Origin of the sequence: Halovenus halobia, from assembly GCF_051414135.1 — an archaeon.
In the GTDB taxonomy this organism is placed as follows: domain Archaea; phylum Halobacteriota; class Halobacteria; order Halobacteriales; family Haloarculaceae; genus Halovenus; species Halovenus halobia.
On the sequence record NZ_JBLKOA010000004.1, the window covers coordinates 46,719 to 62,048 of the forward strand.

Below are 15,330 nucleotides of genomic sequence, written 5' to 3' on the forward strand. Positions count from 1 at the left end.
ACAAAAACCATTTTCGAGACTCCCCCCGTCAGTCCTCGGTAGGGTTCGCGTGTTCGTGGATGTACGCGAGCAACTGGTCGCCGTCAGTGTCGACACCCTGTCTGTTGAAAAACGCCGCGACGTTCTCGCAATCGCGGATGAGGAAATCCTCGCTGTTGGGGTGATGGACCGTCACCGCCTGCCCGACATCGATGACGTACAGTTCTGAATCCTGCACGACGATGTTGTACTCTGAGAGGTCACCGTGGACGATTCCCGCGTCGTAGAGGCGGTACATATACTCCCTGACGACTTCGTAGGCCGTCTCGGGGTTCTCGATGCTCACCTCTGCAAGTCGTTTCGCCCGGCCGTCTTCAGCGCCGAGATACTCCATGACGAGCACGTTTCGCTCGACGGCAATCGGCTCCGGGACGCGAACGCCGGCCGCGCGAGCGCGCTGGAGATTTGCGAATTCCTTGCGGACCCACCCGACAACGACCGCTTTCTTGGTGCCGGCGACCTCCTCGAACCGGGGGTCGCCCTCCAGATACTCGCCCATCTCCCGGAAGTCGGAGGCGTTGATCCTGTAGATCTTCACCGCAACCTCTTTGTCACCGGCAAGGGCGGTGTAAACGTTGGCCTCCTTGCCGGTCGAGATTGGGCCGCCGAAGGCGTCGATGTGACCGTCCTGGACGAGTTTGTACAGCGCGCCGTAGGTTGCGTCGTCGAAGACCGACTCTGTAACCTTGAACTGGTCGGCGTCTTTGATTCGGTCGCGGAACTGGCTGAACTTCCGGTCGCGTTCGCGAGCGATCCGGTCGGCTTCCGTGTCCGAGTAATCTATCTCTTCCCACTCGTCGCCCGGCGCGTCTGTCTCGTCTGTGTCGAGTAACCCGTACTCCTCGTCCATCTACTCGCTGGTAACGGACCCAACGGTTAAAGAATGTCCCTGCTGGGTGAACAGTTATCACTGCTGATATGGTTGGCTATCCTTTCAAGTATATCGAAGCCAGCCCGCTGACACGAGTGAGCAATCGGGTCCTGCAACTCAACAAGAACACGCCGACGATTCGACACTCGAAGTCGAGACTCGGGGTCAGACGATATCGATATTGCAACAGATGCACTGCTGGATACGCTGCCCCAGCCTTTCTGATCGACACACAACACCGTGTCATCGGCTGGAACCGAGAGATGGAAGTGCTGACGGGTATCGACCGGAGCGAGGTCTTGGGTGACGACGACACCGCGAAATTCTTCCGCGATAACCGGACCCAGACGCTCGCAAACGCCGTCGTCGAACACCCTCGCCGGGCTGATGAAGAGTTCGGTGCAGAGCGCTCGGGCCGGGACCAGCGCGCTTACGAGGTCGAACAGGAGATGAAAAACCAGGACGGCAAGATGCTGTACGTTCACTCCGTCGCCACGCCGATTTATCAGGACGACCGCCTCCAAGGAGTTATCCAACTCGTTCAGGATAACACCGAACTCATTCGCCGCCGGGAGGCGATGGGCAACCTCGTCGAGGAGGCGGTCGACACGGCACAGGCACTCGAAGACGGCAACCTCAGCGCCCGCGTCGATTACACAGACAGCCGTGACCTGCTCGACGCACTCGACGAGGTTGTTGTCGCGTCACAGGAGGCCTCCGAAGGAATTGCTGAGGTCGCTGACGCCAACGACGACCAGGCCGCGTCGGTCGAAGAAATCACGAGTACCTCCGAGCAGGTTGCCGGGTGGGCTGATGACATCGAGGACCGTATCGGTGAGATCACAGAGGAAACAGCCGAACAGCGTAACGCCATCGACGATATGGTCGACAACCTCAACGAACTCACTGCAGAGGACCGAATCGACCGCGAAGACAAAAATATCGCGGCCGCGACCGACCGGGTCGACGGAGCCTCGCTCGACTGAGACGGCCGCTAGACTCGCCGTTACACTGCTATACTCAATTCGAGTCCGAGCCGCATCGCAACCCCGGCGACGATTGGAATCGTCAGGTTGTCGTCGATGACGTAGCCGCGGATAATCGGTTTGACGCCGTCAGCGAGCATGCCGCCGAGACCGCCACAGACCACCACAATCGGCGTCGTGTAATGAAACGGCACAGTGATGGCTGCACAGATGATGAACATTGCGGCCAGTGCTACCGGTCGTTTGACAACCCGCAGTTCGTCACCGCCGACGGTGCCGCTGATTGGGTCTCCAAGTGTGAGCATCAGGATCGCCGGCACCGCAATCTGTGGCTCGAACGCCACTGCGGCGACCGTACTCGACAACATATAGAGGACGTAGCCGGCGATGTTGTCTTCCTCGTACTCGCGGATGAGGTGGTTGAACAGCCAGACATCCAGGCCGACAATGAGCCGAAGCGACTCCAGTATAATGACACCTGCCGCAAAGAAGAGATACAGCGCTCTTGTCTGTGCCCACGTGATGAGGTTGAGCAGGTACAGAAGCGGGAGCCCAGTTCCACTTGCGTGGACGAGTCTGCGGCCGAACTCGCCGCGGAGCTGTCGTTCGACTCGGTCGAAGACAGTCGGTGCAGAGGACATCGCTTAGAGGCTCTCGAAGCGCTGTTCGCCGTCGCGAAGCGCGAGCAGCTGCTCGCCGACCGCCTCGAGTGCGATACGTGTCTGTTCCGTACTATCTCGCTCGCGGACAGTCACCGTCCCATCCTCCAGCGTGTCGTAGTCGACGGTGACACAGAACGGCGTGCCGACCTCGTCCTGTCGGCGGTACCGGCGCCCGATTGCGCCGGAGTCGTCGTAGGTCACTTCCAGTCCCGCTGCACGAAGGTCCCGAGCCAGTTCCTGGGCGCGGTCGGCCAGTCCGTCTTTGTCCATCAGCGGGAAGACGCCGACGGTGGTCGGCGCGGTTTCGGGTGGCAGGGAGAGATAGGTCCGCTCCTCGCCGTCGACCTCGTCTTCCTCGTAAGCGTGTGCGAGAACTGTGTAGATCAACCGGTCCACGCCGAAGGAGGGCTCAACTGTATGTGGTGTAACGTGTTCGCCCGCTTCGGTGACTTCCTCGACGGAGAATCCGGTCTGCTCGACGGCTACCTCGTAGCTCTCGCCGTCAACCGTCACGTCGACCGTCTCGCCGTCGAAGGCGTCGGGGTCACGCTCGGCGAGGGCTTCGAGTTCGTCGGCAATCGCACCTGCGGCGCCGCCGAACTCGGGACCGAGCGCACTCATATCGGGGTCAACTGTCGGTCTCTCGACGGTAATAGGGTCGTTGTACTGTTTGAACACTGAGTAGTCCTCGCCGGAGTGTTTCTCGTGCTTTGCGAGGTCGTAATCCCCTCGGTAGGCGAAGCCGGTGACCTCGATCCAGTCGCCGCCAATCTCCGTTTCTGCGTCCCAGCAATCTGAGGCGTAGTGTGCGAGTTCGCCTGGCAGATGCTGGCGGTACCGAAAGCGGTCCATATCGACGCCAATGCGGTCGTACCAGCCCTTCGAGACACCGAGATAGTAGGCAATCCACGGGTCCGCGACGACACCCTCGTCGACCGCCTCTCGGACGGTAAGCTCCTGCATCTCGCCGTCGTCGGCCTGCTGTTGCTCGACAGAGTACAGCGGGAGCACAACGTCTTCGACGCGGTGCAGCGGTGGCTCGTCTTCCTCGGGGTCGATGAAGTGTTCGAGTTCGGCCTGGGTGAACTCACGCACCCGAACCAGCGCCTTCCGCGGGCTGATTTCGTTGCGGTAGGCTCGGCCAATCTGGGTCACACCGAACGGTAACTGATTGCGAGCGTATTCGGCCAGTTGTGGGAACTCGACGAAAATCCCCTGTGCCGTCTCCGGGCGGAGATAGCCGGGCGAGGAACTGCCGGGGCCGATGTTCGTGCCGAACATGAGGTTGAAATCGTCGATTGGCTCGCCGGCCAGTGCCGTCCCGCAGGTCGGACAGTCGATGTCGTACTCGCTGAATAGCGCTTCGACCTCTGAAATCGGCAGCGCCTCGGCGTCTTCGACCGTCGACCCCGGTGCGTCCTCGACGAGGTGGTCGGCGCGGTGACTTTCGCCACACTCGGGGCACTCGATGATCATATCGTCGAAGCCATCGAGGTGGCCGGACGCCTCGAAGACAGCCTCGGGCATCACGGTCGGGCCGTCAATTTCCATGTGGCCCTCGCGGGTGACGTAGCGGTCACGCCAGGCAGACTCGATGTTCTCCTTGAGAGTTGCGCCTTGCGGGCCGTAGGTGTAGAAGCCGGCCACGCCGCCGTAGGAGCCAGAAGACTGTAGAAAGAACCCGCGGCGTTTCGCGAGTTCGGTAAGGCGGTCGCCCTCGCTCATTGGATCGCCTCCAGCAGGTCCATGTCCTGGACGATACCGGCGAGACTACCGCCGCTGACCAGCGGAATCTGCTCGATGTCGTGCTCGATCAGCAGTTGTGCGACCTCTTCGACTGGCCGCTTGCGGCTCACGGTCACCAGGTCGGCGGTCATGAACGCCGAGACGGGTTCGGCTGGAATCTCGACGTTTCGCGTCGGCATGTAGCGGTTTCCGACCGCCTTGATTCCCTCCCACGCCCAGTCGTCGTCCTCACCGGCGATAGAGTCGCCGGTGCCTTCCTCGCCCTCGACAACTCGGGCGACGTCGATGATGTCGACTTCGGTGAGCATCCCACACATTTCCCCCTCCTCATCGAGAACGACCGCGTAGGGCACGCGAGCGAAGGAGAGCTCGCGTTCGGCGACCGGCAGCGGCGCGTCATCGTAGACACAGTTGACTTCCTCGCCGGCAACGTCACCGGCCGTCGCCTCCGTGGCGGCCTCGCCCCGGGCGATTGCTCGAATCACGTCGGTGACCGTGACGATGCCTTCGAGCGAATCGCCGTTGACGACGGGCATGCGCCGGGCGTTCGTTTCGACCATCTGTGCTGCGGCGGCCGCGAGACTCGTCTCGCGTGACGTTGTTGGAACCTCTTCGGCCAGCAGCGCGAGCTGGTCTTCGTCTGGCCGTTCGATCAGTGCTGACCGCGAGATGAGCCCCCGATAGACCTCGTGGCCGTCCTCGACTTTGACCGCGGGAACGGAGGAGAACTGTCGGTCCTGCAGATAGTCGAGGACGTCGTCACGGGTACCCGGAATTTCGACCGTCACAACATCGGCGGCTGGCGTCATGATATCTTCGACGTTCATACTTGCCTCTATTCTTCTCCCCACCCACTAAGTCCTTACACTTCGGGCTGGCGGCCACAGGACTGACCGGAGACACCCGCCAAAACGGTGTTCAAATCCCAGACGACCGACAAGTCATTTCATTTTCTGCATATGATTTGTTCGTCAAATGTGATTATTCGCTGACTGTTGTCTGACGCCCGGCGTGCATTCCCGGAGTTTTCTGACTAGGCTATCGATACTGATTCCGATACGTTTATGATTGGTTGTTACATACTCTCATACATGGAGTCGGATACTGTCGTCCAGACGGGGGGAGCGGACTCGGAAGTGATGGCAGCGGTCGAGGATGGTCCACAGGAGGAGTTCATCCTCGCAGACATCAACACAGACGAAGCCTACCTGACAGTGCCGCTTGCGGAGGCCGCCTCGCTGCCGGCCTGGCGATAACACGCCTTTTTTGCAGTTGTGTGAGTGAGTCGCACGTTCACAGGCGTGTCTGCGTCCGAGAAAACAACAGTTATCTCCCCGCCATGGTTTGTGACGCGCATGAAGGTACTCGTCACCGACCCGATCGCCGAGGCTGGCATCGAGCGATTACGCGAACAGGGCCACGATATCGAAAAGTCCTACAACCTCTCTCAGGAGGAACTGCTCGACGCGGTTGCCGACGCAAATGCCTTGATTGTCCGGTCTGGAACTGAGGTGTCTCGCGAGGTACTCGACACCGCCGAGGAACTTGTTATCGTCGGCCGTGCCGGGATCGGTGTCGACAACATCGATATCGAAGCGGCGACAGACAACGGTGTCATCGTCGCCAACGCACCGGAAGGCAACGTCCGCGCCGCGGCCGAACACACCGTTGCGATGACGTTCGCCACTGCGCGCTCGATCCCACAGGCCCACGAACGACTCTCCGAGGGCGAGTGGGCAAAAGGCGACTTCCTCGGCACTGAGGTCAACGACAAGACGCTGGGCATCGTTGGCTTCGGCCGCGTCGGACAGGAAGTCGCGAAACGACTCAACAACCTCGGTATGGAACTCGTCGTCTACGACCCGTACATCAGCGAGGAGCGCGCCGAACAGCTCGGCGCAGAGCTCGTTGATGACCTCACAACCTGCCTGCGACGGGCTGATTTCGTGACGATTCACACCCCACTGACCGACGAGACCGAGAACATGATCGGTGCAGAGGAACTCGCTCAGTTAGAAGGTGGCTACGTCATCAACTGCGCCCGGGGCGGTATCGTCGACGAGGCAGCGCTGGCCGAGGCTGTCGACGACGGTATCCTCCGCGGCGCTGCGGTCGACGTCTTCGCAAACGAACCGGTCGAACGAGACAATCCGTTGCTGTGGGTCGAGGACATCATCGTCACCCCTCACCTCGGTGCGTCGACCGAGGCCGCACAGGAAAACGTCGCCACCGAGACTGCAGACCAGATTCTCGCCGCGTTCAACGAAGAACCAGTGATGAACGCGCTGAACGCGCCGTCGGTCGACGAGAGCTCGTTCCCGAAAATCGAGCCGTACATCGACCTTGCCGACACCGCCGGCAAAATCGCCGTCCAGCTCTTCGACGAACGCGTCGAGAAAGTCGACGTGGACTACTTCGGCGACATTGCCGACGAGGATATCGACCTCGTCACTGCGAGCGCGCTGAAAGGCGTCTTCGAACCACTGGAATGGCAGGTCAACGCCGTCAACGCGCCTCGCGTTGCCGAGCGTCGCGGCATCGACGTGACCGAGTCGAAATCCCGCCAGAGCGAGGACTTCCAGTCTCGGGTGACCGTCACCGTGAGCAACGACGAGAATAGCGTCAGCGTCTGCGGGACGCAGTTCGCTGGCAACGACCCGCGCATCATCAAAATCGACGGCTACCGCGTCGACGCCATCCCCCACGGACACATGCTCGTTGCCCGCAACGAGGACGCACCCGGCGTCATCGGCTTTATCGGCAGCGTGCTCGGCGACGCCGACATCAACATCGCGGGGATGTTCAACGGCCGTGAAACCATTGGCGGCGAGGCGCTGTCGGTCTACAACCTCGACGACCCGGTTTCGGAGGACGTGCTCGCGTCGCTCAACGATGACGAGCGCATCATCGACACGAAGTACATCTCGCTGAACGGCAGATAGGGAACGTTAGGAGTCGCTTTCTTCGCCGCCGGCCGGAACTGTCACTGTTTCACCATCCTCACGTTCGATTGTGACGCCAGGCCGTTCCAGCAGCGCCTCGAAGTCATCCGGCGCGTCGGGACGGCCGACCATCGTTTTGACCGTCTGTCCCGGTTCAACCACTGCCTCGAAAGTGAGGGTCTCGCCGAGCTGCCACCCCTCGTTGAGCGGCTGGTCGGCGAGCGCCTCGCTGTCCTCGAACAGCGGTTCTTCAAGCGTAATCCGGACTGGCTCATCGCGCGCGGATTGGATTTCGTAGGCGGTCACTGGCGACTCCAGTGCGTTGTCGATATGTTTCGTGACGATGACGTTCTCCTGTGCAACGGTCTGGCTCTCCTCGGCCCGGGCGATGACGTCACCGACGATGACCGACCAGACACCGGTCTCCTTGCGGTCGTCGAAGCCCGGCATCTCCGGCTGATCTTCCTCGTCTTCGTAGAGTTTCTCGATGGGGGCCTCGTCCACGATGAACTGCTCGGCCCACTCGGATTTGAACAGGTAATAGAGACCGCCCCCAAGCAGTCCGAAAAGCGCAAGCGCGCCGGCCGGGAGCGCGAGGAACGCATACGGGCCGGTTTCTGGTGTTGCCAGCGGGCTATCCTCGACTTCTTCGTCGGTCTGTGTTCCCGAGACGAAGGCCACGCTGCCGCCGGATTCGACCGCATAAAATCCGGTGTTCTCGCTTCCAAGGTAGACCCGCCCGTCGGCGAGTACCGGTGAGGCCGAAACCGACCCGGACGTCTCGGTCTGCCAGCGCTGCTCGCCGTCGGTCGTCAGCGCGTACAGGCTGTTGCTGAAATTCGTCACGTAGACCGTCTCGTCGACGACCACCGGCGAGGAATTGATCTGCCGGTCGGTCTCGAACGACCACAGTTCGTCGCCGTTTCGGGGGTCGAGCGCGTGGAGATACTGGTCACGGCTCCCGACGTAGACGTAGTCGCTGGTCGCTGCCGGCGCTGCGAGTATCGCTCCATCGGCCTCGAACTGCCAGTCGCGCTGGCCGCTTGCCGCGTCGAGCGCGTAGAGAAATCCGGCGGCGCTCTGGACGGCACCGACGTAGACCGACCCGTTGGCGACAACCGGCGTCGACTGCACCTGTCCCGATTCGACGATCTGTTCCCACTGCTGCTCGCCGTTCTCGATGGCGTAGACGACGCCACCGGTGTTCGCGACGTAGACCGTCACCGTCTCACCAGTCGTCACCGCCGGGCCGCCACGAATCGCTACGTCTCCGGAGACGCCCTGGCCGGTATCGAACTCCCATAGCGTCTCTGCGCCTGTCTCGGCGTCGATAGCGTAGACGACGCCATCGCCACCTGTCGCGTAGACGACGCCGTCGTGGACGGCCGGCGCACCTCGAATCGCACCTTCGGTATCGAACCGCCACTGGGTCTCGCCGCTCGTCCCGTCAATTGCTCTGAGTGTGCCGTTTTCGTTGCCGACATACACCGTTCCGCCGGCAACGGTCGGGGTCGCCTGTGAACTCGCACCCAGCGCGACTGGCCAGCCATCCAGCGGGTCGCCGCTCACCGCGTCGAACGCGTAGAGATTGCCGTCCAGATTGGCGGCGTACACTGTACCGTCGGCGACGACCGCGCTGGCGCGAAAGGCGTCAGTCGCGGTGGTGGACTGCCACGCACCGCCGGGGTCGCTGTCGAGGCTGGTTCCGTCGGGATTGTGGCCCGACCGCGCCCGGTCGTAGCCGAAGGTCGGCCACGACTCCGCCGTCGACTGCTGGCCGCTCGCGCTCCCGGCAACGGCCGCACCTGCGGCGGCCGTCCCGAGTGCACCCAGCACCTCCCGGCGCGTATATCTAGAATTCATTACCTTGCGTTACGTGTCAGGGCTTAAAATCTCACTCTCTTGGGCTCCGCGACGTCACGCCGGGCCAAATTTTGCCTCCGCAGCCCTCGCTTTCGAACAGGCGGTCCTGAGCCACCAGTTCCGGTCGGCTTAAGTCGGTTCTGTCCGTTGGCGTATTTCATGGCGCAGTTTTCCGCCCTCGCCGCGGCGATTGCCCTCCCCTTTCTCGGTGCTGCGCTGGCGCCGTTTCTGTACCGCTTGCTCGACGACCGCGTTGGACTCGCCGGAGCAGCCATCGCCGCGGCGTCGTTTGTCCTCCTGCTCACCCAGCTGGGCGCGGACGGGACTGTCTCCGTCCCGTGGATTCCCTCGATGGATGTCGCCGTTCGCCTGACTGTCGACGGCCTCGGCCTGCTGTTCGCGCTGCTGGCAAGCGGGATTGGTGTCCTTATCTTCGCGTACGCGAGCGAGTACATGCACGGAAAGCCCGACCTCGGTCGGTTCTACTCGGCGCTGCTCGCGTTCATGGGCTCGATTATCGGCCTCGCGCTCGCTGCTGACCTCGTCGTGCTCTTCGTCTTCTGGGAACTCACGAGCGTCTGCTCGTTCGTGCTGATTGGCTACTACACCGCTGACGAAGAGTCACGATACTCCGCCCGGATGGCGATGCTCATCACTGTCGGCGGTGGGCTCTGCTTGCTCGTCGCAATTCTCCTCCTCGGTGTCGGGGCCGACGCGGTGGGTCTCGCCCGCTTCGACCTGTCGGCGATTCTCGCCAACCGCGAGGCCGTCGCCGAGGCGCTGCGCGCCCGTGGACTGTTCGTTCCCACGCTTGCACTGGTCGTCGTCGCCGCCGGCGCGAAATCCGCACAGGTGCCGCTGTACTTCTGGTTGCCCGGCGCGATGGTCGCGCCGACGCCCGTCTCTGCCTTCCTGCACTCTGCGACGATGGTGAAAGTCGGCGTCTACGCGCTGGGTCGACTCCGCCCGCTCTTTCACAGTCCCGAGTGGACAGCCGTGGTGGCCACGCTCGGCCTGGTGACGATGACCGTCGGCGCGATGCTCGCGGTCATCTCGACAGATATCAAGGAACTCCTTGCGTACTCGACGGCCAGCCATCTCGGATTGCTGGTTGCCGCCTTCGGCTTCGACTCGCACTACGGCGCGGAGGCCGGGGCCTTCCACCTGTTCAACCACGCGCTGTTCAAGGCCGCGCTCTTTCTGGTCGCCGGAATCATCGCCCACGAGTCCGGCACGCGAATGATCGATGACCTCGGCGGCCTCCGGGCTGACCTGCCGATTACTGCAGCGGTCACGTTTCTCGCGGCGCTGAGTATGGCGGGGATTCCGCCGTTCAGCGGCTTTTACTCGAAGGAAATTATGTTCGAGGCTGCCTGGGACGCAGCGCAGGCGGGCGGTGGACTCGCGTGGCTGTACCCCGTGACGGCCGTGTTTGCGAGTATTTTTACCGTACTCTACTCGTTGCGGTTCCTGTGGCTGTTTTTCGGTGACCGACCCACTGACCTCGGCGCTGTGCACCGCCCGCCGCTCGGCCTGCTCGCGCCGCCGGCGGTGCTGGCGGTTGGCGTCCTCGTCGTGAGCCTGTTTCCCGACGTTGCTGTTGACCTCATTCTCGACGACGCGGCGGCGGTCACGGCGGTGGGTCCCGTCGAGATTCACGCTGGCCTTCCGACCTATCTCTCCGGGCCGGTCGTTATGAGCGCGATTACCATTACCGCTGGCGTCGCCGCCTTCCCGTTTTACGACCGCATTCAGGCAACCCTCAACCGCGTCCGCTCGGCAACGACGGCCGTCCACCCGACGACAATCTACGATGCACTCCTGACGGCGGCGGACCGGGGAAGTGCTGTTGCTGGGAGGGGCGTACACAACGGCTTGATTCGCACCTACGTCTGGTGGGTCCTCTCGGCGGCCTGCGTGCTGACGCTTGCGGGCTTCGCGACGACTGCCACAGGGCTTCCCGAACCGGCGATTGCGGAGACGCCGGCGGCGCTTGTGCTCGTCCTCGCGGTGGCTGTCGTCGCGGCCGTGGCTGTCACGACCGCGGACAGTCACGTGACTGGCGTGCTTACGCTTGGTATTCTCGGATTTATGGTGGCGATTTTCTACATCCTCGCCAGCGGGGCTGACCTGGCGCTCACGCAACTGGTCGTGGAGACGCTTTTGCTGCTCATCTTCCTGCTTGTCATCGAGGAACTTCCCGCGTTCTACGGCGAGAGTGACTGGCCGCGGGTATCTCGTGACGTAGTCCTCTCGGTTGCTGTCGGCGCAACAACGTTCGTCTCGGTGCTGTACGCTGCTCGGGACGCCACGGGGCCGCCGACTGAGACGGCTACGTACTTCACCAACAATGCAATTCCCGAGGGCGGTGGCGCGAACATCGTCAACGTGATTCTTACGGACTTCCGGGCGTTCGATACACTTGGTGAGTCGATCGTGATCGTCCTCGCTGCGCTGTCAGTGCTGGTGTTGCTGACGATGCGTGACAGGGGTGAAACGCGATGACGACAGTAATCATGCGAACGACTGCCCGCATCGTCGTTCCGATTATCCTCGTCGTTGCCGTCTCGCTGTTCCTGCAGGGCCACAGCCTCCCCGGCGGCGGCTTCATCGGCGGCGTGTTGACTGTCGCCGCCTTTGGGCTCATTTACGTCGCGTACAACCTCGACTATCTGGAATCGGGGGTGCTCGACCGCGAGGTGGAGTACGACCGCACTATTGGCCAGCACCGGACAGTTACCGCCTACCGACGCCTGTTCATGTTCGGACTCGTCGTCGTCGTCGCCAGCGGCGTCGCCGGCATCGTCCTCGGTGAATCGTTTCTCGCACAGGCGTACACCTACGTCCACCTCCCGCTGTTCGGCGAGGTCGAGTTCGCCAGCGCTGTCGTCTTCGACTTCGGGATTTTCTGTATCGTCGTTGGCGGCCTGTTGACTGTCTTCTCGGTGGTGGGCGCAGAATGACCTTCGTGCTGGCCGCAACCGTTGGCCTGCTGTTCGCGCTGGGTACCTTCTTGCTTCTTCGCGACGACCTCGTAAAGGTCATCTGGGGGGTGGCGATTCTCTCTCAGGCCGCCAACATCTACCTGATTTCGATGGGCGGCATCACCGAACCGACTGCCGATACGGTGCCGGTGCTGGCTGACTACTACGCACCATTTCCACAGACAGCAGACCCAGTCGTACAGGCGCTGGTCCTGACAGCCATCGTCATCAGTTTCGGAATGACGGCGTTTGCACTCACGCTCTCCTATCGCGCGTATCAGGAAAACGAAACCATCGATGTGACGGAGTGGCCACAATGAATCTACTCGCTGTGGCTCCGCTGTTGGTCGTTTTGCTCACCGGGACGGCTGCGTTGCTGGTCCGCGCCTGGCCCCGCGTTCAGCAAGCGGTCAGCGTTCTCGGAACCCTCTCCTACGCTGGCACTGTCGGCGTCCTCGGCTGGCAGGTGGTCTTCGCCGCCGACGCCAGCGCCCTCGCCTATCAGGTCGGTGGCTGGCCAGCACCTTTCGGGATTACCGTCGTCGCGGACGCGCTCGCGGCGTTCGTGCTTGCGATGACCGCTATCGTCGCCGTCTACGCTGTCGTCTTCTCCGTTCGGTTCATCGACGACCGCAACCAGCGCGTCTACTACCACCCGACCTTCCAGTTTCTGTTGCTCGGCGCGACCGGTGCTGTGCTGACCGGTGACCTGTTCAACCTCTTCGTCTGGTTCGAGGTGATGCTGATGTCGAGTTACGTCTTCGTCGCCTTCTACGGTAACGCCCAGCACACCGCCGCAGCAGTGCGCTACGTCGTCCTCAATATCATCGGCGGTGTGTTCATGCTGCTGGGTGTTGGCGGCCTCTATGCGGTCACCGGCACGCTCAACATGGCCGATATGGCGCGCATCCTCGCCGCTCCCGGCGCTGTCACTGCTCCAGTTGTTGGCCTCTCTGCGCTGGTGTTCGTCACCTTTGCGCTGAAAGCCGGCCTCGTCCCCTTCCAGTTCTGGGTGCCCTCGGCCTATCGCGCCGCACCGCTGCCGGTCGTTGCTGTCTTTGCTGGCGCGACGAAAAAGGTCGGCATCTACGCTATTATCCGCCTGTACTTCACCGTCTTCGGCAACGCCGACCTCTCGCCGACTGTGCCGGGAGTCCCCGGCGACTCGCCGATTGCCTTCCTTGCACCGACGCTCATCGTGATGGGTGTTGCGAGCATTCTTGTCGGCGGTCTTGCGGCCGTCAACCGCGACTCTCTCGAAGAGTTGTTCGCGTATTCGAGCATCGCACAGATTGGCTTCATTGCGATTCCAGTCGGCATCGCCGCCGCAACGACCGACCCGTCGCTGCAACACCTCGGCCTTCTCGCCGCGCTCATCTTCGCCTTCCACCACGCGGTGACGAAGGGCCTGCTTTTCCTGTCGACAGGGGTTATCCGTGACGCTGTGGGGACGACACACCTCTCGCAACTCGGCGGCCTCGCGGAGGATTCCCCTGTCTTTGCCAGCATTATGCTCGTTGGCGGCCTCTCGCTCGTCGGCATTCCGCCCCTCGCTGGCTTCTTCGGGAAACTGTTCGTCTTCGACGCCGCGGCCCGGCAGTTCGCCGCCGCTGGGGCCGGTCCGGGAACGAGTGCGGGTGCGGCCGCTATCCTGTTGGTTCTGCTGCTCGGGGCTGTGCTGACAATTCTCTACTCGACGCGTGCCTGGATGACTACCTTCTGGGGGTCGCCAAGTGAGGCAGTGATGCGCGGGCGGGTCGACAGATTTGAAATTGCCATCCTCACGACGCTCGCTGTCGTGGTTGTCCTCGTCGGTGTCGGCTTCGAGCCACTGTTCCAGTTCGCCGACGCCGCAGCGGCGGCGGCACTGGACACTGATGGCTACGTCGAGACGGTGCTCGGAGGTGAGGCGTCGTGAAAACTCGCCGGTGGCTCGTTGCGGGACTGCTCTTTGCGGTGCTGTGGCTGTTCGTCTCTGCCCCAAAACCGACGCCGAAAGGTCTCGTGACCACCTTCCTCGTTGGCCTCGCTGTTGGCCTCCCGGTCGCCTACGTCTTCCGGCGACTCTACAGCGAGGAAATCGACATCCGCCAGACGCTCACCTCCGTGCCGTACATCCTGCTGTACATCCTCGTCTTCCTCAAAGAGGTTCTCATCGCGAATGTGGACGTTGCCTACCGCGTCCTCGTACCCGGCCGGGCGCTCGAACCACAGGTTATTCTGGTGCCGCTTCGCGTCGAAACGGCGCTGGGTGTGACGACTATCGCCAACAGCATCACGATTACGCCGGGGACGATAACGCTGGACCACGACCCAGACCAGAACGCCCTGTACGTCCACATGATTGACGGCCGGGACCCCGAGGCAGTCGTGGAACCCATCCGCCAGTGGGAACGGTACGCGCTGCGCATTTTCGACGAACAGCGCTCGCCCGACGACCCGGCCCCACAGATTACCATCCATCCGCCGGACCACCCACCAGCGCCGAAGACTGTCGGCGAGGTTGACCACTCAGAGCGACTCGATGACGGAGGTGAGTCCAATGACTGAGGTGACGGCTGCAGTTATCGACGGGGCCTTGCTGCTGGTGGCGGGGCTGTGCTTGCTCTGTGGCTACCGCGTCATCCGTGGGCCGACGGTTCCCGACCGCGTCGTCGGCCTCGATACGATTGCCACCAACGTCATCGCCATCGCCGTTCTGGTCGCGCTGAAGACCGACCGCGGACTGTTCATCACCGTCAGCATCGTGCTTGCAATTATCGGCTTTCTCTCGACGGTGACTGTCGCGAAGTACGTCACCGAGGGCGATATCATCACGCGGAGGAGAGAATGACTGGGGTTGACCTCGCGCTCGTCGAGCAGGCGACAATCAGCATCCTCGTCATCATCGGCTGTTTCTTCCTCGCGGTTGGCACACTCGGATTGCTTCGGTTGCCCAACGTCTACAACCGCATGCACGCCACGAGCAAGCCGACGACACTCGGCACTGCTGCTATCTTCCTCGCTGGCTTCGTCCAGTTCGGGCCCGCTGGGGCTGGATTGACCTCGCTGGTCGGCATCATCTTCCTGTTCCTGACCGTTCCGACGGGTGCACACATGATTGCCCGCGCGGCCCAGGAAATTGGCGTACCCTTCCTCGGCAGCGTGACGTGGCCAACCAAACACCGCGAGGCTGACCCCGACCACCCGGCCAGTCACCCCGAGGGCGACGAACACCGTGACGACGAGTAGACTAAG

Annotated in this window: 15 protein-coding genes; 10 read left to right on the forward strand and 5 right to left on the reverse strand. The window is 62.3% G+C overall.

Annotation, left to right across the window (positions count from 1 at the left end; all coding sequences use genetic code 11):
• Window positions 1-28 precede the first annotated feature (28 nt).
• Entirely contained in the window at window positions 29-889 is an 861-nt protein-coding gene (rio1, locus tag ACMGFM_RS11065) for a serine/threonine-protein kinase Rio1 (protein WP_436902669.1), read from the reverse strand.
• Window positions 890-1,173: 284 nt separating this feature from the next.
• Between rio1 and ACMGFM_RS11070 the strand changes: the two genes are divergently transcribed.
• Complete coding sequence (locus ACMGFM_RS11070) at window positions 1,174-1,896, forward strand: methyl-accepting chemotaxis protein (protein WP_436902671.1); 723 nt, start codon at window positions 1,174-1,176, stop codon at window positions 1,894-1,896.
• A 20-nt stretch (window positions 1,897-1,916) separates the two neighbouring features.
• Here ACMGFM_RS11070 and ACMGFM_RS11075 read toward each other — a convergent pair whose 3' ends face one another.
• The 3 genes from ACMGFM_RS11075 to ACMGFM_RS11085 are packed head-to-tail and all read right to left on the reverse strand — an operon-like array spanning window position 1,917 to window position 5,131.
• A complete protein-coding gene (locus ACMGFM_RS11075; RefSeq protein WP_436902672.1) occupies window positions 1,917-2,537 on the reverse strand; it encodes a dolichol kinase in 621 nt (206 codons plus the stop codon).
• A gap of 3 nt (window positions 2,538-2,540) precedes the next feature.
• On the reverse strand, window positions 2,541-4,283 hold the full coding sequence (gene glyS / locus ACMGFM_RS11080) for a glycine--tRNA ligase (protein WP_436902674.1): 1,743 nt from the start codon (window positions 4,281-4,283) through the stop codon (window positions 2,541-2,543).
• On the reverse strand, window positions 4,280-5,131 hold the full coding sequence (locus ACMGFM_RS11085) for a CBS domain-containing protein (protein WP_436902675.1): 852 nt from the start codon (window positions 5,129-5,131) through the stop codon (window positions 4,280-4,282). The genes glyS and ACMGFM_RS11085 overlap by 4 nt, the downstream gene beginning before the upstream one ends.
• 264 nt (window positions 5,132-5,395) lie before the next feature.
• On the opposite strand from ACMGFM_RS11085, the gene ACMGFM_RS11090 reads away from it, so the two are divergent.
• Window positions 5,396-5,560, forward strand: a complete 165-nt coding sequence (locus tag ACMGFM_RS11090) for a DUF7556 family protein (RefSeq protein ID WP_436902676.1) — start codon at window positions 5,396-5,398, stop codon at window positions 5,558-5,560.
• A gap of 99 nt (window positions 5,561-5,659) precedes the next feature.
• Window positions 5,660-7,246 carry a phosphoglycerate dehydrogenase gene (gene serA, locus ACMGFM_RS11095; protein ID WP_436902677.1) on the forward strand — a complete coding sequence of 529 codons (1,587 nt, stop codon included), beginning with the start codon at window positions 5,660-5,662 and terminating at the stop codon, window positions 7,244-7,246.
• Between the two features lie 6 nt (window positions 7,247-7,252).
• On the opposite strand, the gene ACMGFM_RS11100 is transcribed toward serA, so the two are convergent.
• Entirely contained in the window at window positions 7,253-9,109 is a 1,857-nt protein-coding gene (locus ACMGFM_RS11100) for an outer membrane protein assembly factor BamB family protein (protein WP_436902678.1), read from the reverse strand.
• A gap of 159 nt (window positions 9,110-9,268) precedes the next feature.
• Here ACMGFM_RS11100 and mbhE point away from each other — a divergent pair, with 159 nt between their 5' ends.
• Genes mbhE through mnhG form a run of 7 tightly spaced genes read left to right on the forward strand, consistent with a single transcriptional unit; the run spans window position 9,269 to window position 15,324 of the window.
• The gene (gene mbhE / locus ACMGFM_RS11105; protein ID WP_436902679.1) at window positions 9,269-11,614 is read left to right on the forward strand and encodes a hydrogen gas-evolving membrane-bound hydrogenase subunit E; all 2,346 of its coding nucleotides are present in this window, start codon (window positions 9,269-9,271) and stop codon (window positions 11,612-11,614) included.
• The gene (locus ACMGFM_RS11110) at window positions 11,611-12,072 is read left to right on the forward strand and encodes an MnhB domain-containing protein (protein WP_436902680.1); all 462 of its coding nucleotides are present in this window, start codon (window positions 11,611-11,613) and stop codon (window positions 12,070-12,072) included. Before mbhE ends, ACMGFM_RS11110 begins: the two co-directional genes overlap by 4 nt.
• A complete protein-coding gene (locus ACMGFM_RS11115) occupies window positions 12,069-12,413 on the forward strand; it encodes a sodium:proton antiporter (protein WP_436902681.1) in 345 nt (114 codons plus the stop codon). The genes ACMGFM_RS11110 and ACMGFM_RS11115 overlap by 4 nt, the downstream gene beginning before the upstream one ends.
• Window positions 12,410-14,011, forward strand: a complete 1,602-nt coding sequence (locus ACMGFM_RS11120) for a complex I subunit 5 family protein (protein WP_436902682.1) — start codon at window positions 12,410-12,412, stop codon at window positions 14,009-14,011. Before ACMGFM_RS11115 ends, ACMGFM_RS11120 begins: the two co-directional genes overlap by 4 nt.
• Entirely contained in the window at window positions 14,008-14,643 is a 636-nt protein-coding gene (locus ACMGFM_RS11125) for a Na+/H+ antiporter subunit E (RefSeq protein WP_436902683.1), read from the forward strand. The genes ACMGFM_RS11120 and ACMGFM_RS11125 overlap by 4 nt, the downstream gene beginning before the upstream one ends.
• Complete coding sequence (locus tag ACMGFM_RS11130) at window positions 14,618-14,926, forward strand: MrpF/PhaF family protein (RefSeq protein WP_436902684.1); 309 nt, start codon at window positions 14,618-14,620, stop codon at window positions 14,924-14,926. The genes ACMGFM_RS11125 and ACMGFM_RS11130 overlap by 26 nt, the downstream gene beginning before the upstream one ends.
• A complete protein-coding gene (gene mnhG, locus ACMGFM_RS11135) occupies window positions 14,923-15,324 on the forward strand; it encodes a monovalent cation/H(+) antiporter subunit G (RefSeq protein ID WP_436902685.1) in 402 nt (133 codons plus the stop codon). The genes ACMGFM_RS11130 and mnhG overlap by 4 nt, the downstream gene beginning before the upstream one ends.
• Window positions 15,325-15,330 lie beyond the last annotated feature (6 nt).